Source organism: Actinomadura chokoriensis (assembly GCF_041463665.1).
GTDB lineage: Bacteria > Actinomycetota > Actinomycetes > Streptosporangiales > Streptosporangiaceae > Spirillospora > Spirillospora chokoriensis_A.
Window position 1 is genome coordinate 136,250 of record NZ_JAXCEJ010000008.1, and the last position, 20,903, is coordinate 157,152.

18 protein-coding genes are annotated in these 20,903 nt (G+C 73.8%); 6 read left to right on the forward strand and 12 right to left on the reverse strand.

Annotated features, from left to right (window positions below; translation table 11 throughout):
- The first annotated feature begins 28 nt into the window (after positions 1-28).
- A complete protein-coding gene (locus tag SM418_RS15660) occupies positions 29-1,006 on the forward strand; it encodes an acyl-CoA desaturase (protein ID WP_371941357.1) in 978 nt (325 codons plus the stop codon).
- Positions 1,003-2,838: a fatty acyl-AMP ligase gene (locus SM418_RS15665; protein WP_371941356.1), complete on the forward strand. Its 1,836-nt coding sequence runs from the start codon at positions 1,003-1,005 to the stop codon at positions 2,836-2,838. The genes SM418_RS15660 and SM418_RS15665 overlap by 4 nt, the downstream gene beginning before the upstream one ends.
- Before the next feature lie 3 nt (positions 2,839-2,841).
- On the opposite strand, the gene SM418_RS15670 is transcribed toward SM418_RS15665, so the two are convergent.
- A complete protein-coding gene (locus tag SM418_RS15670) occupies positions 2,842-4,080 on the reverse strand; it encodes a PucR family transcriptional regulator (RefSeq protein WP_371941355.1) in 1,239 nt (412 codons plus the stop codon).
- Positions 4,081-4,329: 249 nt separating this feature from the next.
- Between SM418_RS15670 and selA the strand changes: the two genes are divergently transcribed.
- Genes selA through selD form a run of 3 tightly spaced genes read left to right on the forward strand, consistent with a single transcriptional unit; the run spans position 4,330 to position 8,416 of the window.
- Positions 4,330-5,649 carry an L-seryl-tRNA(Sec) selenium transferase gene (gene selA, locus SM418_RS15675; RefSeq protein WP_371941354.1) on the forward strand — a complete coding sequence of 440 codons (1,320 nt, stop codon included), beginning with the start codon at positions 4,330-4,332 and terminating at the stop codon, positions 5,647-5,649.
- Positions 5,646-7,412 carry a selenocysteine-specific translation elongation factor gene (gene selB, locus SM418_RS15680; protein ID WP_371941352.1) on the forward strand — a complete coding sequence of 589 codons (1,767 nt, stop codon included), beginning with the start codon at positions 5,646-5,648 and terminating at the stop codon, positions 7,410-7,412. Before selA ends, selB begins: the two co-directional genes overlap by 4 nt.
- A complete protein-coding gene (gene selD, locus SM418_RS15685) occupies positions 7,409-8,416 on the forward strand; it encodes a selenide, water dikinase SelD (RefSeq protein WP_371941351.1) in 1,008 nt (335 codons plus the stop codon). The genes selB and selD overlap by 4 nt, the downstream gene beginning before the upstream one ends.
- Here selD and fdh read toward each other — a convergent pair.
- The 5 genes from fdh to SM418_RS15710 form a co-directional block, all read right to left on the reverse strand.
- The gene (gene fdh / locus SM418_RS15690; RefSeq protein WP_371941349.1) at positions 8,413-11,655 is read right to left on the reverse strand and encodes a formate dehydrogenase; all 3,243 of its coding nucleotides are present in this window, start codon (positions 11,653-11,655) and stop codon (positions 8,413-8,415) included. The genes selD and fdh overlap by 4 nt on opposite strands.
- A 120-nt stretch (positions 11,656-11,775) precedes the next feature.
- Complete coding sequence (locus SM418_RS15695) at positions 11,776-12,513, reverse strand: SCO6745 family protein (protein ID WP_371941348.1); 738 nt, start codon at positions 12,511-12,513, stop codon at positions 11,776-11,778.
- A gap of 48 nt (positions 12,514-12,561) precedes the next feature.
- Positions 12,562-13,866 (reverse strand): PP2C family protein-serine/threonine phosphatase, encoded by a 1,305-nt coding sequence (locus SM418_RS15700; protein WP_371941346.1) that lies wholly within the window; start codon positions 13,864-13,866, stop codon positions 12,562-12,564.
- Between the two features lie 250 nt (positions 13,867-14,116).
- Entirely contained in the window at positions 14,117-14,641 is a 525-nt protein-coding gene (locus tag SM418_RS15705; RefSeq protein ID WP_371941345.1) for a MarR family winged helix-turn-helix transcriptional regulator, read from the reverse strand.
- A 123-nt stretch (positions 14,642-14,764) separates the two neighbouring features.
- Positions 14,765-15,862 carry an Lrp/AsnC family transcriptional regulator gene (locus tag SM418_RS15710; RefSeq protein ID WP_371941343.1) on the reverse strand — a complete coding sequence of 366 codons (1,098 nt, stop codon included), beginning with the start codon at positions 15,860-15,862 and terminating at the stop codon, positions 14,765-14,767.
- 70 nt (positions 15,863-15,932) lie between these two features.
- Between SM418_RS15710 and SM418_RS15715 the strand changes: the two genes are divergently transcribed.
- Entirely contained in the window at positions 15,933-17,126 is a 1,194-nt protein-coding gene (locus SM418_RS15715) for a M20 metallopeptidase family protein (protein ID WP_371941342.1), read from the forward strand.
- 36 nt (positions 17,127-17,162) lie between these two features.
- Here the strand turns inward: SM418_RS15715 and SM418_RS15720 are convergent, their stop codons facing one another.
- The 6 genes from SM418_RS15720 to SM418_RS15745 form a co-directional block, all read right to left on the reverse strand.
- Positions 17,163-17,348, reverse strand: a complete 186-nt coding sequence (locus SM418_RS15720; RefSeq protein WP_371941340.1) for a hypothetical protein — start codon at positions 17,346-17,348, stop codon at positions 17,163-17,165.
- Between the two features lie 138 nt (positions 17,349-17,486).
- Positions 17,487-17,657, reverse strand: coding sequence for a hypothetical protein (locus SM418_RS15725; RefSeq protein ID WP_371941339.1), 171 nt, complete (start codon positions 17,655-17,657; stop codon positions 17,487-17,489).
- Positions 17,658-17,686: 29 nt separating this feature from the next.
- Entirely contained in the window at positions 17,687-18,040 is a 354-nt protein-coding gene (locus tag SM418_RS15730; RefSeq protein ID WP_371941337.1) for a PRC-barrel domain-containing protein, read from the reverse strand.
- Positions 18,041-18,126: 86 nt separating this feature from the next.
- On the reverse strand, positions 18,127-19,344 hold the full coding sequence (locus tag SM418_RS15735; protein WP_371941335.1) for a TIGR04053 family radical SAM/SPASM domain-containing protein: 1,218 nt from the start codon (positions 19,342-19,344) through the stop codon (positions 18,127-18,129).
- Positions 19,341-20,765: a beta/alpha barrel domain-containing protein gene (locus tag SM418_RS15740; RefSeq protein WP_371941334.1), complete on the reverse strand. Its 1,425-nt coding sequence runs from the start codon at positions 20,763-20,765 to the stop codon at positions 19,341-19,343. Before SM418_RS15740 ends, SM418_RS15735 begins: the two co-directional genes overlap by 4 nt.
- The gene (locus tag SM418_RS15745; protein WP_371941332.1) at positions 20,758-20,901 is read right to left on the reverse strand and encodes a hypothetical protein; all 144 of its coding nucleotides are present in this window, start codon (positions 20,899-20,901) and stop codon (positions 20,758-20,760) included. The genes SM418_RS15740 and SM418_RS15745 overlap by 8 nt, the downstream gene beginning before the upstream one ends.
- Between the last annotated feature and the right edge of the window lie 2 nt (positions 20,902-20,903).

A 20,903-nucleotide genomic window follows, 5' to 3' on the forward strand; every position in this document is an offset into this window, starting at 1 on the left:
CGCACCCGAATCGCAAAGGAGTCCGAACATGACAGCGGGCCTCGCCGACGTTGGCAGCCGAAACCCGCAACCGGACATCTCCGGCACCGTTCCGTGGCCCGAGCGCATCGCGGTCGTGGTGTTCGTGGTCGCACCGATCATCGGGGTGCTGGCGGCCGTCCCCTTCCTGTGGGGCTGGGGGCTCGGCTGGACGGACGTGGCCGTCTTCGCCTTCCTCTATCCGTTCAACGCGATCGGGATCACGGTCGGATACCACCGCCACTTCACGCACGGCGGCTTCAAGGCCAAGCGGTGGCTGCGGATCGCGCTCGCGATCCTCGGCGGGCAGGCGATGCAGGGGTCGGTGGTCCGGTGGGTCGCCGACCACCGCCGCCACCACAAGTACTCCGACCAGGAGGGCGACCCCCACTCGCCGTGGGCGTACGGGCCGGGCGTGTGGGGCCTCACCAAGGGGTTGTACCACGCGCACATCGGCTGGCTGTTCAGCAAGGACCGCACGTCGCGCAGCAAGTACGCGCCCGACCTGCTCAGGGATCCCGACATCCGGTTCCTGTCCCTCGACCCCGTGTACGCCGTGATCGTCCTGTCGACGTTCCTCGTTCCGATGGGGCTCGGCGGGCTGCTCACCCTCTCCTGGCACGGCGCCCTCACCGCGCTGTTCTGGGCGGGCCTGATGCGGGTGTTCGCGGGCGAGCACATCACGTTCTCGATCAACTCGATCTGCCACGTGTTCGGCAAGGAGGACTTCAAGACCCGCGACAAGGCGCGCAACGTGTGGTGGCTGGCCATCCCGTCGTTCGGGGAGTCCTGGCACAACCTGCACCACGCCGACCCGACCTGCGCGCGGCACGGCGTCCTCAAGGGGCAGATCGACATCAGCGCCCGGGTCATCTGGATCTTCGAGAAGCTCGGCTGGGTCTGGGACGTCCGCTGGCCCGACCACGAGCGCCTCGCCGCCCGCCGCGCCACTGGCACCAGCGTCCCCCAGACCGGAGAAGCAGCATGAGCGACCTGCCCGCCCAAGCCCTGCCCGCCCAAGACCCGCCCGCCCAAGACCCGCCCGCCCAGAGCTCGCCCGCCAAGGACCTGCCCGCGCTCGACCGGACCCCGCTGATCGAACGGCTCGCCCGGTTCGCCAAGGACTTCCCCGGCGACCGCGCGTACACGTTCATGGACTACATGTCGGATCCGAACGGCGTCGCCACGCACGTCACCTGGGGAGAGCTGGACCGGCGCGCCCGCTCCGTCGCCGCCGCGATCCGCCGCGCGACCGAGCCCGGACGGCGCGTCGCGCTCCTCGCCCCGCAGGACCTGCACTACGTCACCGGGTTCCTCGGCGCGATGTACGCCCGCGTCATCGGCGTCCCGCTGTTCTCCCCGGACCTGCCAGGCCACGGCGACCGGCTGCTCGCCGTCTACCAGGACGCCGAGCCCGACGTCGTGATCACCACGAGCGCGTCGCTGCCGCACGTCGAGGCGTTCCTGAGCGGCGAGTCCGTGCGCGGGCCGGCGGAGATCATCGTCGCGGACGAGGTGGACCCGGCGCTCGACTGGGCGCCCGAGCCGATCGACCCCGACGACGTCGCCTACCTCCAGTACACGTCCGGCTCGACCCGGACCCCGGCCGGCGTCATCATCACGCACGGCAACTTCGCGACGAACGCCGAGCAGCTGTGGCGGACGTTCGAGGGCATCCCGCGCGAGTCGTCCGGCGTGAACTGGCTGCCGGTGTTCCACGACATGGGCCTCGTCACCACGGTCGCGCTGCCGCTCGTGTACGGCAACCCGGGCGTGATCATGGACCCGGTGGCGTTCATCATGCGTCCCGTCCGCTGGCTGGAACTGCTCAGCGAGCAGGCGCACGCGTTCACCGGCGGGCCGAACTTCGCCTACGAGTACCTCACCGCGCAGGTCACCGAGGAGGAGAAGAAGAAGCTCGACCTGAGCGGCGTGCAGGTCTTCATGAACGGCGCGGAGCCCATCAGGGAGAGCACGCTCACCGGCTTCTACGAGGCGTTCAAGGACTGCGGGCTGCGGCCCGAGGCGCAGGTGTGCGCCTACGGTCTGGCCGAGGCGACCGTCTACGTGTCCGCGTCGTCGCGGTTCCGGACGCCGACCCGCGTCGCGTTCGACCACGAGGGGCTGCGCCGCGGCGTCGCCGAGCCGTGCGACGCCGGCGCGCCCGGCGCGATCCAGCTGATCGCCTGCGGGACGTCCTACGGCCAGCACACCGTCGTCGTCGATCCCGAGAGCGGCGTCCGGCTCGCGGACGGGAAGGTCGGCGAGATCTGGGTGCACGGCCCGAACGTCGCCGCCGGCTACTGGGGACGTCCCGAGGCGACCAGGGAGACGTTCCAGGCGCGGCTCTCCGGCACGACCGGCGACCTGCCGCGCGGACCGTGGCTGCGCACCGGGGACCTCGGCGTCCTGCACGGCGGCGAGCTGTTCGTCACCGGCCGGATCAAGGACCTGGTCATCGTCGACGGCCGCAACCACTACCCGCAGGACATCGAGTTCACCGTGTCCGGCGCGCACAAGGCGATCCGCCGCGAGTACACGTGCGCCGTGTCGGTCGACACCGGCGACACCGAGGGCCTCGTCGTGATCGCCGAGCGGAACCGCCGGGTGCCGACCGCGCTGCTCGACCTGGACGAGGTGGCGCGGGCGGTGCGGACGGCCGTGAAGCAGCAGCACGACCTGCGCGTCCACGACTTCGTGCTGATCGAGCCGGGCGGCCTGCTCCGCACCAGCAGCGGGAAGATCGCCCGCTCCGCCTGCCGCCTCGCCCACCTCGACGGGAGGCTGCCGGTCACGGAGGTCACCGCCAGGGACGAGTGACGCTCAGGGCTGCTCCCCGTCCACGTTGTCCCGCAGCCAGACGGGGAGCAGCAGCATCAGCTCCAGCCGGATCGCCGGGTCCTCGATGTCGTAGTCGAAGATCTCGTGGAGCTGCGCGAGCCGGTACCGGACGGTCTGCGGGTGCACGCACAGCGCCTCGGCCGCGTCGGTCGCGTTGAAGCCGTGCTTGAGGCACTCCAGCATCGTCATCGCCAGCCGGGAGCCGCGGTGCGCGCCGAGTTCGGTGAGCGGGGCCAGCCGCCGCCGTGCCGCCGCCTCGGCGAGCGTCCACCCCTCCTGGAGCAGCAGGGCCGGCATGTGCCGGTCGGCGTGGACGAGGCCGGTTCCGGACGGGGCGAGCCATCCGGCCATGAGCTCGAGCGTCCGGTGCGCCCAGTGCAGCGACACCGCGGCCTGGTCCACCGGCACCGACGGCCCGACCGCGCCCGTCCAGCCGCCGAGCGAGGCGGTGAGCCGGTCGATGCCGCCGGGACGGTCCGGGTCCGGTACCAGCAGGCAGGGCCGCCCCCGGTCGAGGCCGCCCAGCAGGGACGGCGGCAGTCCCGCCGGGCCCTCGCCGCCGCTGCCGGGACGGGGGCTCAACACGATCACCGCGACCCGCTCGGGCAGCGCCCAGCCGGCCAGATTCGCCTGCTCGACGACGACGTCCTTCGGCGCCGCCGGGTCCGACAGCAGCAGGCCCAGCAGCCGGCTGCGCCGCTGCTCCCGCTCGCCCGCCGCCTTCTCCCGCGCCCGCGCGTAGCCCTGCGCGGCGGCGGACGCCAGCAGGTCCAGGTAGGCGAAGTTCACCTCGGTCAGCGAGATGGCCAGCTCGCGGGGCTTCTTCAGCCGCTCGGCCTCCTCCGACAGGTACCGCCACGCCGTCCGGGACGCGACACGCAGCGCGTTCTGCAGATGCTCCAGCGAGCGCCCCTCCACCGCCTCGCCGTACCCGATCTCGAAGAACACCTGGTGGACGTCCCGCCAGGACGCGTCCGGGTCGGCGATCATCTGCACGAAATGTCCCATGCCGCGCGTCACCGCGACGCGCATTACCTCGATGTAGACGGGGTCGTCGGGCCGGGCGTACTCGGGAACGTGCCGGAGCACGCCGCCCACCATGGAGTCGACGAGGGCCGGGAGGTGCGGCCGGATCCATTGCGCCTCGTGCGAGGGAACGTCCCGCCAGGGTTCCCCGGCAAGGTCGTCGATCTCCGTGGACCTCTCGTACAGTTCCGTCAAAGTGTCACCTCCAGCAGCGGACACCCGGGGCAGCCAGGCTAAGTAACCCACATCACACAAGACACTCACATCAATGACAAGGCGCCCGGCCTCGTTGTCATGTGCGGGAAATAAAGCAGACGAGAATTGACAGATCGCACTTCCGTTTCCGTGCGCCGCGGCGGTGACCAGGCGGGTGCGCGTCGCACGCTCGATTCCGGCGTTTGCGTGCGACCCTGACGGGTAACGCTGGTCGTCGGAGGTCGCCCCATGGATCGTGAAGCCGTGCCCGGCGCCGAGGTGGACGGGCGGCGGCGGATCGGCCGCACCGACGTGCTCCTCGCCGACCGGCGGCTCGCCGAGGCGGCGGGACGGCTCGGGCGCGGGGTGGTGAAGGCGGCCGTCGTCGCGGCGCAGCACCGGGCCAGGGCGGGCGAGATCCCGCCGGACGCGGTGGCCGACGCCGCCGTCGCGTCGCTGCCGGTGACCGCGTCGGGGCTGCGGCCCGTGCTCAACGCGACCGGCGTCCTCCTGCACACGAACCTCGGGCGCGCGCCGCTGTCGGACGCCGCGCGGGAGGCCGTCGCCGTGGCGTCGGGCGCGACGGACGTGGAGCTGGACCTGGAGACCGGGCGGCGGGCGGGGCGGGGGCGGTCCGCGCTCGCCGCGCTGCTGGAGCGGGTCCCGCAGGCGGAGGCGGCGCACGTCGTCAACAACGGCGCGGCGGCGCTCGTGCTCGCCGCGACCGTGCTCGCGCCCGGCCGGGAGATCGTCATCAGCCGCGGCGAGATGGTGGAGATCGGGGACGGTTTCCGCATCCCGGAGCTGCTCTCGGCGACGGGCGCGCGGCTGCGGGAGGTCGGCACCACCAACCGGACCGCGCCCGACGACTACGCCGCGGCGGTCGGCGAGGAGACCGGCTTCATCCTGAAGGTGCATCCGTCGAACTTCCGGATCACCGGCTTCACCCGGGGCGCGGACGTCGGCGAGCTGGCCGGGCTGGGGGTGCCGGTCGTCGCCGACATCGGCTCCGGGCTCCTCGCGCCCGAACCCCTCCTGCCGGACGAGCCGGACGCCGCGTCCATGCTCAAGGCGGGCGCGCATCTCGTCACCGCCAGCGGCGACAAGCTCCTCGGCGGGCCGCAGTGCGGGCTCGTCCTCGGACGGGAGGACCTGGTGCGGCGGCTCGCCCGGCATCCGCTGGCACGGGCGCTGCGGGTCGACAAGATGACGCTCGCCGCGCTGGAGGCGACCGTCCGGGGTCCGCGTTCCCCGACGGAACAGGCTCTGCACGCCGACGCCGGGAAGCTGCGGGAGCGGGCCGAGCGGCTCGCCGGCCGGCTGAGAGGCGACGGCGTGGACGCGTTCGCCGTGGAGAGCGAGGCGGCGGTCGGGGGCGGCGGTGCGCCCGGCGTCGTGCTGCCGAGCGCGGCCGTGTCGCTGCCCGAGCCTTACGCGGCCCGGCTGCGGCAGGGCGTTCCCGCCGTGATGGGACGGGTGGAGGACGGGCGGTGCCTGCTCGATCTGCGGTCGGTGCCTCCCGGCCAGGACGGCGACCTGGCCGGGGCGGTCCGGGCGGCGGCGCGATGATGCACGTCGTCGCGACGGCCGGTCACGTCGACCACGGCAAGTCCACCCTCGTCCGCGCCCTCACCGGAATGGAGCCCGACCGGCTGGACGAGGAGCGCCGGCGCGGCCTGACGATCGAGCTGGGCTTCGCCTGGACGACCCTGCCCGGCGGTGATCGCCTCGCGTTCGTGGACGTCCCCGGGCATGAGCGGCTCGTCACGACGATGCTGGCCGGGGTCGGTCCCGTCCCCGCCGTCATGTTCGTGGTGGCCGCCGACCAGGGCTGGCAGCGGCAGTCGGAGGAGCACCTCGCCGTCCTGGACGCGCTCGGCGTCCAGCACGGCCTCCTCGTCGTGACGCGCCGCGACCTCGCCGACGCGGGCATGGCCGGGCAGGTGCGGGAGGAGGCGCTCGCCCACATCGCCGCGACGTCGCTCGGCCGGATCGAGGCGGTCACGGTCAGCGGAGCCACCGGCGAGGGTCTGGACGACCTGCGCGCCGCACTGGAACGGCTCACCGCGTCCCTCCCCAGCCCGGACGCGGACGCCGACGTGCGGCTCTGGATCGACCGCGTCTTCACGATCCGGGGCAGGGGCACGGTCGTGACGGGGACGCTCGGCGCCGGGACGATCAGCGTCGGCGACCGCCTCGCCGTCGGCGGCGGCATCGTGCGCGTGCGCGGCCTGCAGAGTCTCAAGGAAGACCGCGACCGGGTCGGCGCGGTCGCCCGCGTCGCCGTCAACCTGCACGGGAACGCGGGGGAGGCGAGCCGGGGCGACGCCCTGCTCACCCCGGGACGCTGGCTCGCCTCCGACGTCGTCGACGTGCGGCTGCGCGGCGAACCGGCGGTCGGCCTGCCGCGCGAGCTGACGCTGCACGCCGGGTCGGCGGCGGTGCCGGTCCATGTGCGTCCGCTGGGCGACGACACCGCGCGGCTGGCGCTGCGGCGAGCCCTGCCGCTGCGGGTCGGCGACGTCGCGTTGCTCCGCGACCCCGGGGCCCATCGCGTCCCGGCCGGGGTCACGGTGCTGGACGTCCGCCCGGAGCCGTTCCGGCGGCGCGGTGCCGCGGCGGCGCGGGCGCGCGAACTCGCCTGGCTCAGCGGACGCCCCGACGGCGCGGGGGAGCTGCGCCGCCGCAAGCTGATCAGGCGGACCGACCTCGTGGCGATGGGCGTTCCCGCCCCGTCCGAGCCGGTGGCGGGGGACTGGCTCGCCGACCCCGGCCATTGGGAAGACCTCCGCGCACGCCTCGTCACGGCCGTCGAGGAGCACGCCGCCGCGAACCCGTCGGACCCCGGGCTGCCCGCCGACGCAGCCCGCCGCGCCCTCGGCCTGCCCGACCGCGCGCTCGTCGAGGCCCTCGCCCGAGACCTGTGCCAACGCGACGGCAGGATCTACGGCGGCACGACCGCGCCCGAACTGCCGCCGGCCGTCCGCAAGGCCGTCGACGCGGTCCGCCGCGACCTCGCCGAGCATCCGTTCCGGGCACCGGACGCGAACCGGCTCGCCGAACTCGGCCTCACCCCGAAGATGGTCGCCGTCGCCGCCGCGACCGGCGCGCTCATCAAGGTCGGCGACGGCATCGTCCTGCTGCCCGGCGACGACGCCCGCGCCGCCGCCGTGCTCGCGGGGCTCGGCGGCCCGTTCACGCTGAGCGAGGCGCGCCGCGCGCTCGGCACCACCCGCCGCGTCGCCGTCCCGCTCCTGGAGCACCTGGACGAGCGGGGCTACACGACCAGGCTGGACGACCTCCGGCGGCGCTGCACCGAGGAGACGACATGACCGAGACGGCGAAGAGGCTGACCCAGTACGCGCACGGGGGAGGCTGCGCCTGCAAGATCCCGCCCGGCGAGCTGGAGGACGTCGTCGCCGGCCTGAACACCGCCCCGGCCGCGCCCAACACCGAGCTGATCGTCGGCCTGGAGACCGGCGACGACGCCGCCGTCGTCCGGCTGCCCGGCTCCCGCGGCGGGCTCGCCGCGGTCGCCACCGCCGACTTCTTCACCCCGGTCGTCGACGACCCCTACGACTGGGGACGCATCGCCGCCGCGAACGCCCTGTCGGACGTGTACGCGGTCGGCGGCCGCCCCCTCGTCGCGGTGAACCTGCTCGCCTGGCCCCGCGAGGTCCTGCCGTTCGAGCTGGCGCGCGAAGTGCTGCGCGGCGGCCTGGACGTCGCCGCCGAGGCGGGCTGCCATGTCGGCGGCGGCCACAGCGTGGACGACCCGGAGCCCAAGTACGGCATGGCCGTCACCGGGGTCGCCGATCCCGCCGCCCTCCTCCGCAACGACACCGGCAAGCCCGGCGTGCCGCTCACCCTGACCAAGCCGCTCGGCCTAGGGGTCCTGAACAACCGGCACAAGGCGACCGGCGAGATCTTCGAGCACGCCGTCGCGACGATGGTCGAGCTGAACCGCGACGCGTCCGCCGCCGCGCTCGACGCGGGCGCGGTCTGCGCCACGGACGTGACCGGCTTCGGGCTGCTCGGCCACCTCTACAAGATGGCCCGCGCGTCCGGCGTCACCGCCGTCGTGGACGCCGCCGCCGTCCCCTACCTGGACGGCGCCAGAGAGTCGCTCCGCGCCGGATACGTCAGCGGCGGCACCCGCCGCAACCTCGACTGGGTCGCCCCGCACACCGCCTTCGGCGAAACGCCCGAGGAGGACCGCCTCCTCCTCGCCGACGCGCAGACGTCCGGCGGGCTTCTCGTCGCGGGCGAGATCCCCGGCGCCCCCGTCATCGGCGAGCTGGTCCCCGCCGGGGAGCACCCGCTGGTCGTCCGCTAGATCTCGGTGCCCGTCTCCTCGGTGACGCCGGCCCGCTCCCGGTAGCGGCGGACCAGCGCGCCGGCCGCGGCGCCGCGCGGGCGGCGGCCGGGACGGATGTCGCACGTGATCGCCTTCGCCTCCTGGATGTGGGTGTTCGGGTCCAGGGAGAGGTGCAGCAGCTCGTTCGCGGCGTCCCCGGTGCTGTAGCCGTTCGGGCCCCAGTGGTAGGGCAGGCCGATCTGGTGCATCGTCCGGCCGTCCACGACCAGCGGCTGCATCCGCTCGGTGACCAGCACGCGGGCCTCGACGACGGCCCGCGGGCTGACGATCGTCGCCCAGCCGCCGTGCTCCAGGCCCCGCTCGGCCGCGAGCTCCGGCGACACCTCGCAGAAGAACTCCGGCTGCAGCTCGGCCAGGTACGGCTGCCAGCGCGACATGCCGCCCGCCGTGTGGTGCTCGGTGAGCCGGTACGTCGTCGCGACGAACGGGTACACGTCCGCGCCCGGCGCGTCGCCGCTCGGCCCGTACCGGTTGTCGGGATGCGGCGGCGGCAGATGCCGGACGGGATTGCGCTGCTGCCCGTACAGCGGGTTCGTGAACGGCGACTCCTGCGGCTCGTAGTGCGCCGGAAGGGGGCCGTCCGTCAGCCCGGCCGGGGCGAACAGCCACGCCTTCCCGTCCGCCTGCATGATGAACGGATCGGTGCCGGCGAGCGCGTCCGGGCCCTTCGCGCCGCGGGGCGGCCGGTAGTCGGGCGGCCGGTCGGCGATGAAGTCGGGCACGTCGTGGCCCGTCCACCTGCCCTCGTCGGCGTCCCACCAGACGTAGGCCTTGCGGTCGCTCCACGGGTTGCCGTCCGGGTCGGCGGACGCCCGGTTGTAGATGATGCGCCGGTTCGCCGGCCACGCCCAGCCCCACTCGGGCGCGACCCAGTTCTGGTCCTTGCCGGGCTTGCGGCGGGCGGTCTGGTTGACGCCGTCCACATAGCAGCCGCAGTAGATCCAGCAGCCGCACCGGGTGGACCCGTCGTCCTTCAGCTGCGTGTAGGACGACAGCGGGTTCCCGTCCGCGTCGAAGCCGTTGATCTCGGCCAGGACGGCCTCGGCGTCCGGCTCGTCGAACCGGCCCCGCGTCGGGTAGTCCCACGTCAGGTCGAGGACCGGACGGTCCATGTCGTCGGCCGACCCGGCGAGCTTCTCCCGGATGATCCGGCCCAGATGGTAGATGAACCACAGGTCGCTGCGCGCGTCCCCGGCCGGCTCCACCGCCTGGTGGTGCCACTGCAGCATCCGCTGCGTGTTGGTGAAGCTGCCGTCCTTCTCGGTGTGCGCGGCGGCGGGCAGGAAGAACACCTCGGTGCCGATGTCCTCGGTGCGCAGCTCGCCCGACTCGATCTCCGGACCGTCCTTCCACCACGTCGCCGACTCGATCAGCGAGAAGTCGCGGACGACGAGCCAGTCGAGGTTCGCCATCCCGAGCCGCTGGATCTTGGCGTTGGCGGACCCGACCGCCGGGTTCTCGCCCAGCAGGAAGTAGCCCTTGCAGACGCCGTCGATCTGCGCCATCGCCGTCTCGTACGTGCTGTGCGATCCCGTCAGCCGCGGCAGGTAGTCGAAGCAGTAGTCGTTGTCCTCCGTCGCGGCGTCGCCCCAGTACGACTTCATCAGGCTCACGACGTACGCGCGCATGTTGCCCCAGAAGCCCTTCTTCGCGGACTCGCCCTGGACGAACGCGTCGAGGTCCTCGTTGGTGTGCGCGTGCGGCATCGGGATGTAGCCGGGGAGCAGGTTGAACAGCGTCGGGATGTCCGTCGACCCCTGGATGGACGCGTGGCCGCGCAGCGCCAGGATGCCGCCGCCGGGCCGTCCGATGTTGCCGAGCAGGCTCTGCAGGATCGACGCCGTCCGGATGTACTGGACGCCGACCGTGTGCTGCGTCCAGCCCACCGCGTAGACGAACGCGGACGTCCGGTCCCGGCCCGAGTTCTCGGTGAGCATCTCGCAGACCTTGAGGAACTGGTCCCGCGGGACGCCGCAGATCCGCTCGACCATCTCCGGCGTGTAGCGCGAGTAGTGCCGCTTCAGCACCTGGAACACGCACCGCGGGTGCTCCAGGGTCGGGTCCCGGTTCGGGTCGCCCACGCCGATCGCGGCGCCGCCCGAACCGTGCGCCTCACCGCGCCCCGCCTCCGCGACGCGGTCTCCGTACTCCATGTCGCGCTGGCCTGCGGCCGACTGGACCTCCATGCCCTCGTACTGCCACGTCGCGGGGTCGTAGCTGCGCTCCTCGGTGTCCAGGCCGGAGAACACGCCGTCGAGGTCCTCGGTGTCGCGGAAGTCCTCGGTGAGGATCACCGGCGCGTTGGTGTAGGCCACCACGTAGTCGCGGAAGTACCTGTCGTTCTCCAGGACGTAGTTGACGATCCCGCCGAGGAACGCGATGTCACTGCCCGCGCGCAGCGGGACGTGCGCGTCCGCGAGCGCGCTGGTCCGGGTGAACCGCGGGTCCACGTGGATCAGCTTCGCGCCGCGCGCCTTCGCCTCCATCACCCACTGGAACCCGACCGGATGGCACTCGGCCATGTTCGAGCCCTGGATGACGATGCAGTCCGAGTTCTGCAGGTCCTGCTGGAAGGTGGTCGCGCCGCCGCGTCCGAACGAGGTTCCCAGACCGGGAACGGTGGAGGAGTGTCAAATGCGCGCCTGATTCTCGATCTGCACCGCGCCGAGCGCGGTGAACAGCTTCTTGATCAGGTAGTTCTCCTCGTTGTCGAGGGTGGCGCCGCCGAGGCTCGCGAAGCCGAGCGTGCGCCGTACCCGCAGGCCCTCCTCGTCCCACTGCCAGCCGTGCCGGCGCGCCTCGATCACCCGGTCGGCGATCATGTCCATCGCCGTGTCGAGGTCGAGCCGCTCCCAGTCGGCGCCGCCCGGCCGCCGGTACAGCACCCCGTGCTCGCGGGCCGACCCGGTGGTCAGCTGGAGCGAGGCCGAGCCCTTCGGGCAGAGCCGCCCCCGGCTGACCGGCGAGTCCGGGTCGCCCTCGATCTGGGTGACCTCGCCGTCCTTGACGTACACGTCCTGCCCGCAGCCGACCGCGCAGTACGGGCAGACGGACTTCACGACCTGGTCGGCGGTGCTCACCCGGGCCTTGATCCGCTCGGACACCGCGCTCTTCGCCGCGGCGCCCCGGCCTAGCGGATCGCCGCCGGTGAACTGGCGGTAGACGGGCCATGACTCGATCCATGTGCGAACGCCCACGTCACACCACCTCTCACCTCGGCGCGCCGTCCACCTACCCGGCGTCCGCCCCGCAAAACAGGCCCGCGTCGCCCGTTCGCGCGATCTCCGCGCGCCTCCTGCCCGCGCGCGGCGAACCGGTCAGGACAGGACGGCCGACCCCGCCTTCTCCACCAGGTCCGCGAACTCGGCGCGCTCGGACGGCGACAGCGCGCGCTCGTAGACCTTGGCGGCGAGGCGGTCGGTGATCTCCTCGGCCTCCAGCCGGAGCGGCTTCAGCGCCGTGCAGTCGGCGAAGTCGCCCTGCCAGGCGAGGAACTTGGCCCGGCCCTCCCCGCCGTGGGTGAGGGCGGCCTCCAGCGGTGTGAGGCCGACCGCGGTCGTCGCGACGAGGTGCAGCCCGCCGCGCAGCTCCCGCAACACGTGCAGCACCTGCACGAGGCGGGCGGGGCCGCTCTCCGGCAGGGGCTCGGCGCGCCAGCCGGCGAACAGCGGCAGCCCCGACCCCGCGGCCGTCTCGACGACCCGCCCGGCCAGCTCGCTGAGGCGCCGGTCGTCCGGGAGGTGCTGCTCGCCCCACGCCGTGAACGCCGTCGTGTACCGCCGCGCCGCCTCCCTGGCCCCGGCGACCGCGATCCCGTTCTCCCACATGGCCCTGGTGAACCCCGGCTCGAACCAGCCGAACGCCGCCGACACGACCTCGGCGTCCACGTCCCCCAGCACGCCGCCGCGCCCCGCGAAGTAGAAGGCGAACGGGTTGGCGTACCCCAGTTCCTTGCCGTGGCGAGAGACCGCCGGGTCGAGCATCCACTTCGCCCCGATGTCGTGGACGGTCTCGTCCGCGGCCCGCACGGTCTCGGCGGCAGTCAGTTCCGGCATGGGGGCTCCTCAGCTCGCGGGGACCGGCAAGGGCCGGTAAGCGGGAGGTTACCGGCCGGTCGGGGAGCCGTGCCAGTCGAGGCACACCACGACCGCGTCGTCGGTGAGACCGGCGCCGTCGTGGAACTCGATCAGCTCGTTGATGACGGCCAGCGGAACCTCCGCCGCGTCCTGCAGCAGGGTGCGGCGGGTCGCCTGCTCCAGTGCGAGCGTCCCGAACTCGCCGCGCGCGGTGCTCGCGGCGAAGACGCCGTCGCTGACGATGACCAGCCGGTCGCCGGGTTCGAGATCGAACCGCTGCGGGCGGTACTCGGTGTCGGGGAACATGCCGAGCGGGAGCTGCTGCTCCAGCGGCACGCGCGTCACCTCGGTGCCGCGCAGCAGCAGGATCCGCGGCGAGCCCGCGTCGATGACGTGCACGGCCCCGTCCGCGAGGTCGATGCGCATCACGAGCGTCTCGGTGAACTCCCGGCCCCCGTAGCGGAGGTGCACCATGTCGTTCGCCAGGCTCGCCTGCTCGCCGAGATCGGCGCCGGAGCGGCGCGCGTTGCGCAGCGCGCCGACGGTCAGCGAGGTCAGCAGGGACGCGCTGATGCCGGTGCCCGCGCCGTTGGTGACGGTCAGCGCCAGATGATCGTGCTCGGCGGACCAGTCGAAGTTGTCGCCGCCGATCGAGTACGCGGGCTCCAGGTGCCCCGCCAGGCTGAAGCCCTCGTCCGAGCACGCGTGCCCGGGGAGCAGCTGCCACTGCAACTCGGCGGCGAGCGTGAGGCGCCGCCGGCGCCTGGCCCGCTCGTACCGGTCGGTCCAGTTCCACGCGACCTTCAGGGCGGTGCCGAACAGCTCGCCGATCTCCGTCAGCGCGTCCGGGATGCCCCAGGGCTCGGACGAGGTCACTTCGAGGACGCCGAGCCGCTCGCCCCGCGCGGTCACCGGTATGTAAGTCGTCGTCTCGCGCGGCCCGTCGTCCTCGGACGTGTCGAGCAGCACGCTCCGGGAGAGATACGCCCGGCCGGCGGTGCTCTGCCGGATGGCGAGGACGTCATCATCCGCCTCGCCATCTCCATGTGCCTCGCCATGTGCCTCGCCATCGCCGTCTCCATTACCGGGGCCGGAGACGGTCGCGGCGGCGAACGGCTCGACCGGCAGCAGGAGGCGCGAGTGGTAGTCGCACACCAGCAGGCGGACACCGGAGACCTGCGGGTACTCCTGGGCGAGCGCAACGGCCAGCGCCTCGGGCACCGCGTGCGCGGGGGCGGCCCGCAACGCCCGTTCGGTCAGGGCCGGGCGGCGCTGTTCGCCCCTGGCCGGGCGGCGTCGTTCGCCCCTGGCCGGGCGGCCCTGCGTGCTCATCGCGACCCCATCTCGTTGCTGCCTGCCGACACCGGACGCGCGGCCGCGCCCCCCGGTTCCGGCCGGCACCTCGTCCGGCCGTCCGGCGGCGGGACGGCGGCCCCGTGGCCCGGTCCCTCCCGCCCTTCTGATGGGCGGGGACGGAGGACCGCAGGGGAAGACTGCCAAAGAGTTTGCCTTATGGCAAATACTTGGGTCGAGCCGCGGACGAGGTCCGGTGCACCGGGCAGAACGCCGAAGATCTTCGGCCTCAGGCCGTCCGGGAGTCGACCGCCCCCGCCCCGCCGGGCGCCCTGCGCTCGCACGCCTGGCCGAACTCCGTCAGGGCGTCGAGCAGCCGGGCCCGGGACGCGGGCGACATCAGCGCGAGCACGTCCCGCACCACCTCGCGCCGCCGCCGGACCAGCTGCGCGTGCAGCCGCTCGCCCTGCTCGCTGAGCCGGACGATGATCTCCCGCCGGTCCGCGCGGGCGGGCTCGCGCACGATCAGCCCGGCGGCCTCCAGCCGGTCGCACAGCCGGCTCGTGGACGAGGGGATCGCGCCGAGCTCCTCGGCCAGCCCGCCCAGGTTCAGCCGCCCGGAACGCGAGATCGCCTCCACGGCGCGCAGCTGGATCGGCGACACCGCGGGTTCGAGTCCCTGCTCCGCGCGGCTCCACAGCAGCGCCGTCGTGCTCAGCACCCGCTCCATCGCGGCCGCGACGTCGTCCGGGACGCCGCCCGCCCCATCGCCCGCCGGTTCGTCGCCCGGCGGCCGCGGTCGTCGCTGACTCACACCTCGGCCTTTCGCACGGAGTCCACTCTGCCGCCTCACCCCCAGGCGGCATCCCGCGGCTCGTCCCGGTCGTGCCTGGGCGGTGCGGTCGCAGGCGGTACCCCACGATAGAGGCTCCGGGCGTCACGGCGCGACGGTGCACGGTGACCCGGCGCCCGGCGGCCCGCCGCGCAGGCGGGCGACGAGCGCGTCCATCTCGCTCGCGGAGCCGGGATCGTCCCACGTCCAGAACGGAACGGTCCGCAGATGCCGGCCACGCGGGTCGAGGAGCTGACCGGCCAGCTTCAGCTGCCACAGGGCGACCGCCCGGTCGGTGACGGTGAGCCGCGGGAAGCGCCGCCGCAGCGCCGTCTCGAACGCCTGGAGGTGGTCGACCGAGCGCAGCCACACCGCGAACAGGACGTTGTGCGGGCCCGAGAGCGAGGCGCACATGCGCGTCTCCCGCAGCCCGGCGAACTGCCCGGCGACCCGGGCCACCTCGTCCGGCGGCGTCGCCGCCCACAGGTAGACGGTGGCCGGCCAGCCCGACACCGAGCGGGCCACCTCGCACCGGTACATCAGCGCGCCGCCGCGGTCCATCCGGGCGAGCCGCCGCCGGACGGTCGTCGGGCTGAGTCCGCTGCGCTCGGCCAGCCGCGCGACCGGCTGCCGGCAGTCCTCCACCAGCAGCCGCGCCAGCCCCGCGTCCTCGGGCCGCAGCGCCCGGTCGCGGCGGCCGTGCGGACGGTCGCCGAGCAGGTCCCGCTGGGTCTGGTCGAGCCGGTCCAGCCGCCACCGGCTCCCCTCCGAGTGCAGGGTCGTGGCGAGCTGGACGCGGGTCGCCGTGACGCCGTCCAGCCGGCCGAGCCGGAAGCCGACGTACCGGGCCAGCTCGGCGTTGTCGCGCAGGACGACCGTCATGAGCAGGTCGCGCCCGCCGGTGACGTGCTCCACGTTGAACACGTGCGGGTCCTCGGCGATCTCGGCGGCCACCGCGTGCAGCCGGCCCGGCGCGCAGTCGACCTCGACGAACGCGACCAGCGGCGTCATCCTGTCGACCGCCACGGGGAAGCACGTCAGCCAGGCCAGGCCGGACGAGGTCAGCCGCGCCCAGCGGCGGGCCGCCGTGGACGCGTCCACCCCGAGGGCGGCGCCGATGCGGCTCCACTCGGCGCGCGGCGCGGTCTGCAGGGCGGTGACGAGCAGGTGGTCCAGCTCGTCGAGGGCGGCGGATGACTGCAATCGATCATGCTTTCTCAGTGAATACCGGCAGGTTCCCGGCGCTGAAAGGTGCGATCCGCACGATACCTCCATGGCCACCCGTGACGATGCCGCCGACCTGCGAGACGAGCTGACCGAGCTGCGCCGTGCCCTGCACCGCGAGCCGGAGGTCGGCCTGGACCTGCCGCGCACGCAGGAGAAGATCCTCGCCGCCCTGGACGGCCTCCCGCTGGAGATCACCACCGGCACGGGCCTGTCGTCGGTGACCGCCGTCCTGCGCGGCGGGCGACCCGGGCCCGCAGTGCTGCTGCGCGCCGACATGGACGCGCTGCCCGTCCAGGAGGACACCGGGCTCGACTACAGCTCGCGGATCGCCGGGCGGATGCACGCGTGCGGCCACGACCTGCACGTCGCCGGGCTGGTCGGCGCCGCCAGGCTGCTCGCCGCGCGCCGGGGCGAGCTGGCGGGCGACGTCGTCCTCATGTTCCAGCCCGGCGAGGAGGGCATGGGCGGCGCCAAGATCATGATCGAGGAGGGCGTGCTGGACGCGGCGGGCGAGCGGGTCGCCGCCGCCTACGCCCTGCACGTCTTCTCCACGCTCCTCCCGCAGGGCATGGTCGTCAGCCGCCCCGGGCCCATGATGGCCGCGATGGACGAGGCGACCGTGACGATCCGCGGCCGGGGCGGGCACGGCTCGTCCCCGCACGCCGCCAAGGACCCGGTCCCCGCGCTCGGTGAGATGATCACGGCGCTGCAGACGATGGTCACCCGGGACCTGGACGTCTTCGACCCCGCCGTCGTCACCGTCGGGTCCGTGCACGCCGGGACGGCCGCCAACGTCATCCCCGAGACGGCGGAGCTGAAGGCCACGATCCGGTCGTTCTCCGAGGACGCCCACCGCAAGGTCCGCGCCGGGTTCGAACGCGTCGTGCTCGGCATCGCGGCCGCCCACGGCGTCACCGTCGACCTCGACTACGACGAGCAGTACCCCGTCACCGTCAACACCCCGGACGAGGCGGAGTTCGCGCTCGGCACCGCCCGCGACCTGTTCGGCGGCGACCGCGTCTTCGAGGTGCCCCGCCCGGTCGCCGGCTCCGAGGACTTCTCCTTCGTCCTCCAGCGGGTGCCCGGCGCGTTCGTCGGCCTCGGCGCCTGCCCGCCCGACCGCGACCTCGCGACCGCGCCGATGAACCATTCCCCGCAGGCCGCCTACGACGACGCCGTCCTGCCCGACGCCGCGGCGCTCCTCACCGAGCTCGCCGTCCGCCGGCTGGGGGAGTCCTGACGGCCGCGACCGGCGGGGGCAGGCTGGAATTCGCGTTCAGGAGCCGCTGAAGTCCTCCCGGGAGAGCCCCTTCTCCGCCATCTTGGCTTCGAGTTCGGCGCCGAGGTCGCTCCGTTCGTCCGGGCGCCGCCGGTCCGGCTCCGGCTCCGGGTCGCCGCCCGGCTCCTTCCGGACGTGATCGGTGTCGTCGGTCCGCGGCACGTTCTCCTCAGGCGTGGTCATGCATGCCCCCCGATGTCGAATGGTTCCCCGGCACGGCCGGGCGTCGCGCTACGGGCTACCCGGCGCCGCCCGCCTCTAACGGCGGCGCGACCGAATCCGCGAGGTCAGCGTGTGTTCGCCTGGCGGGAGCCCAGGGGCCTAGCGGGCGGGGCGGGAGCGGCCGCGGCGGCCCAGCCGGATGCCGCTCAGCACGAGGTCGAGGGCCAGCAGCACGATGGCGATGATCAGCAGGTAGAACAGGCCCTTCACGACGACGCCGGCGATGCCGAGCCCCACCGCCGCAAGCAGGATGAGCAGGAACAGTGCCACGGCGCGATCCCTCCCGGTCGGATCGATGGTCAGCGGCGCGCGAGCAGGCGCTCGTCGGGCGCGGCCCGGTAGGCCAGGTCGTAGTGGGCGAAGACGGCGCCCTCGTCGCCGGCGAGAAGCTCCCCGTCGGTGTCGATCGCGGGGGCGCTCTTGACCTGCTTCTTCGGGTGCGCCAGCCGCAGGTGACCCGGCCCCACCGTCGCCCCGTCGAGCGGTGCGAACACCAGCCGCTGCCGCGTCGGCAGGCCCATCTTGACGGTCGCGAAGGCCGGCTGGTCGGTGAGGGTGTCGACGTAGATGGCCTCCAGCTCACCGATCTTGCTTCCGGCCTCGTCGATCACCGGCCGGCCGCGCCACTCCCGGATGTCCTCGATCTCGAACATGTCCCTGTCCCACCGTTGGATCGAAAGCTTCTCGATCCTCATCTACCCAGCTCACGGCGGATAAGTTCGGTGCGCTCCAGGGTTCCTCACGCGGGCGGGACGGCCCGGCCACCGGCCGGCACGTGGGCGGCCAGCTCGTCCTGGTACGGGAACGAGCCGGGCCGGTAGGAGCACCAGGGTTCCTCGGCGTAGGGGTCGCCGGACGCGGCCAGGGCCCGGGACCGCGAGCCGCCGCAGATCGTCCGGAACTCGCAGGCCCCGCATTTGCCGGTGAGGTTGGCGGGGTCGCGCAGGCCGACGAACAGGGGCGAGGTCCGGTAGATGTCGGTCAGCCGCTCGCGGCGGACGTCGCCGGCCGGGGTCGGCAGGAAGCCGCTGGGATGGACGGTGCCCCGGTGCGAGACGAACACGAACCCGCGCGCCGAGCTCACGTCCATGGGCGGGCGCCTGGCCCGCCGCACCGGCAGGTCCAGCGCGGCGAGCCGGTCCCGCAGGCCCTCGTAGAGCGGGCCGAGGCCGAGCGCGGCCACATGGTCGGCGCCGTGCCCGCGCAGGATCTCCCGCTGGACGGCGATCCGGCGGAAGTGGTGCGCCTCGGTCGTCCGCGCGGGAACGTGGGCCCCCGCGTCGTACACGAAGTTGAGGACGTCCTCGACCTGGTGCGGATCGAGTCCGGGCAGCAGCTTGCCCCGCCCGGTCGGGACGAGCAGGAACGCGCTCCAGGTGAGCGCCCCCATCTCGTGCACGACCCGCACGATCTCCGGCAGGTCCGTCAGGTTGTGCCCGGTCACGGTGGTGTTGATCTGCACCTTCAGACCGAGGTCGCGGGCGGCCCGCCAGGCGTCCAGCGTCCAGTCGAACACGCCCGGCGTGGCACGGAAGTCGTCATGGACGCGCGCGTCCGAACCGTCCAGGCTCAGCGAGACGGCGCGCGCGCCCGCGTCCCGCAGCCCGGTGAGGCCGGCCTCGGTCAGCGTCGGCGTGCCCGACGGGGAGACCGCGACCGGCAGGCCGATCCGGTGCCCGTGCCGGACGAGGGCGAACAGGTCCGGCCGCTGGAACGGGTCGCCGCCGGTGATGACGAACAGCGGCGGCGGGCTGCCGAAGGCGGCCACCTGCTCGATGAGGTCGAACGCCTCGGCCGTGCTCAGCTCGCCGGGATCCCGGTCCGGTCTGGCCTCGGCGCGGCAGTGCCGGCAGGCCAGCGGGCACGCCCGGGTGGCCTCCCAGATCACGATGAACGGCCGGTCGGCGGTGTCATGGCGGGGGACGCGGATCTGTCCCGTGGTTCCGGCGGGCCTCATGTTCGCAGCAGGTAGTCGACGGCGTCGGCGGCGGAGTAGTCGCCGCCGGTCGCGCGGACGAGGCCGGGCAGGAAGCCGAGGTCCTGGCCGAGGGTGAGCAGCGGCGGTTCGACGTAGCCGTCCGGACGGTGCTGGCCGTGGCCGATGTTCGCGACGAGCGCGTTGCACAGGCAGCGGCGCCCGGCCGTCTCCCCGGCCGTCCCGCCCTTGCGGACGTAGGCGTCGACGGGTTCGGCGGGGCAGCGGTAGCCGACCGTCCCGTTCTCCTTGAGGTAGGGGGTCCGCAGGTAGCTGAGGTCGCACAGCCGGGGACGCCGCGCGTAGACGTCCGGCTCGGCGAGCGTGCCGGGCAGCGCGGCGACCTTGAACGGGAACCCGGTCGGCGAGGCGCGGGGATCGTTGCGCACCCGGAGCGTGCCGCCCAGCGCCCGTTCGAGGAGTTCCTTCCGCAGCCCGGGTTCGAGGCCGGACTCGCGGCACAGCGCGAAGACGCTGCCGGCCTGGACGCCCGCGGCGCCGGCCGAGCGCGCCTCGGCGAGCGTGCCGGGCCGGGCGTGCCCGCCCGCCACCCAGAACGGCGGGCCGAGCGCGGCGACCTTCGCCGGGTCGATCCGGTCGCGCCGGCCGTAGATCGGCTCACCGTCGTCGTCCAGGCGGAGCCGACCGCGCGGCGCCGCGCTGTGCCCGCCCGCGACCGCCGACTCCAGCACGAACCCGTCCGGGCGGGTGACCGGCGACTGGTTCAGGTACATCGCGAGGACGGACGACGACACGATCGCCAGGAACCGGGGCCGGACCGTCTCCGCCGGCGTCCCGGGCCCGGCCAGCGACGCCGGGTCGAAGGAGAACGCGCGGCCCTCCTCGGCGCCCGCGACCGTCACCGTCACCCGGCCGGGCCACCCGGCGGCCAGCGCGTCCAGCAGCGCGGGGATCTCGCTGGGGATCCCCGCGCCCATCAGGACGTAGTCCACGCCGGCCAGCATCGCCCCGTAGGCGGCGGCCGGGGTGGCGAGCTGGATCTTCTCCAGGTAGTTGATCCCGACCAGGCCGCCGTGGCCCTGCCTGGCGAGCCAGACCTCGGCGAAGTTCCCGGCGACGGTCAGCTCGTCACGGGTCCGGTTCGGCCGCAGGCCGAGCTTCGGCACCGGCCGGAAGCGCTGCCCCGGCTCGATCCCGCCGGGGACGAAGTAGCGCTCCAGGATGCGCTCGCCGACCCCCGGCAGCGGCAGGTGGGCGAGCGCGCGGCGCAGGTGGCCGCCCTCGTCCCCGGCCTGGAGGCCGCGGGCCAGCAGGGCGTCCAGCGCGACCCCGGACACGACGCCGAGCTGTCCCGTCCGGGCGACGGCGCTCGCCAGCCGCCAGCCGGAGACGCCCGCGCCCATGCCGCCCTGGATGATCCGCGGCAGCCCCGGCTCAGACATTCCGCCCTCGGGCGGTGGCCGCCCACGTCAGCGGGTTCAGCCCGGCGGCGCGCGCCCGGCGCCGGGTCGTCAGGATGTCGTCGAAGCGGTGCTCCGGGCGGAACACGTCGGTGAACTCTTGGACGAGTGTGGGCATCG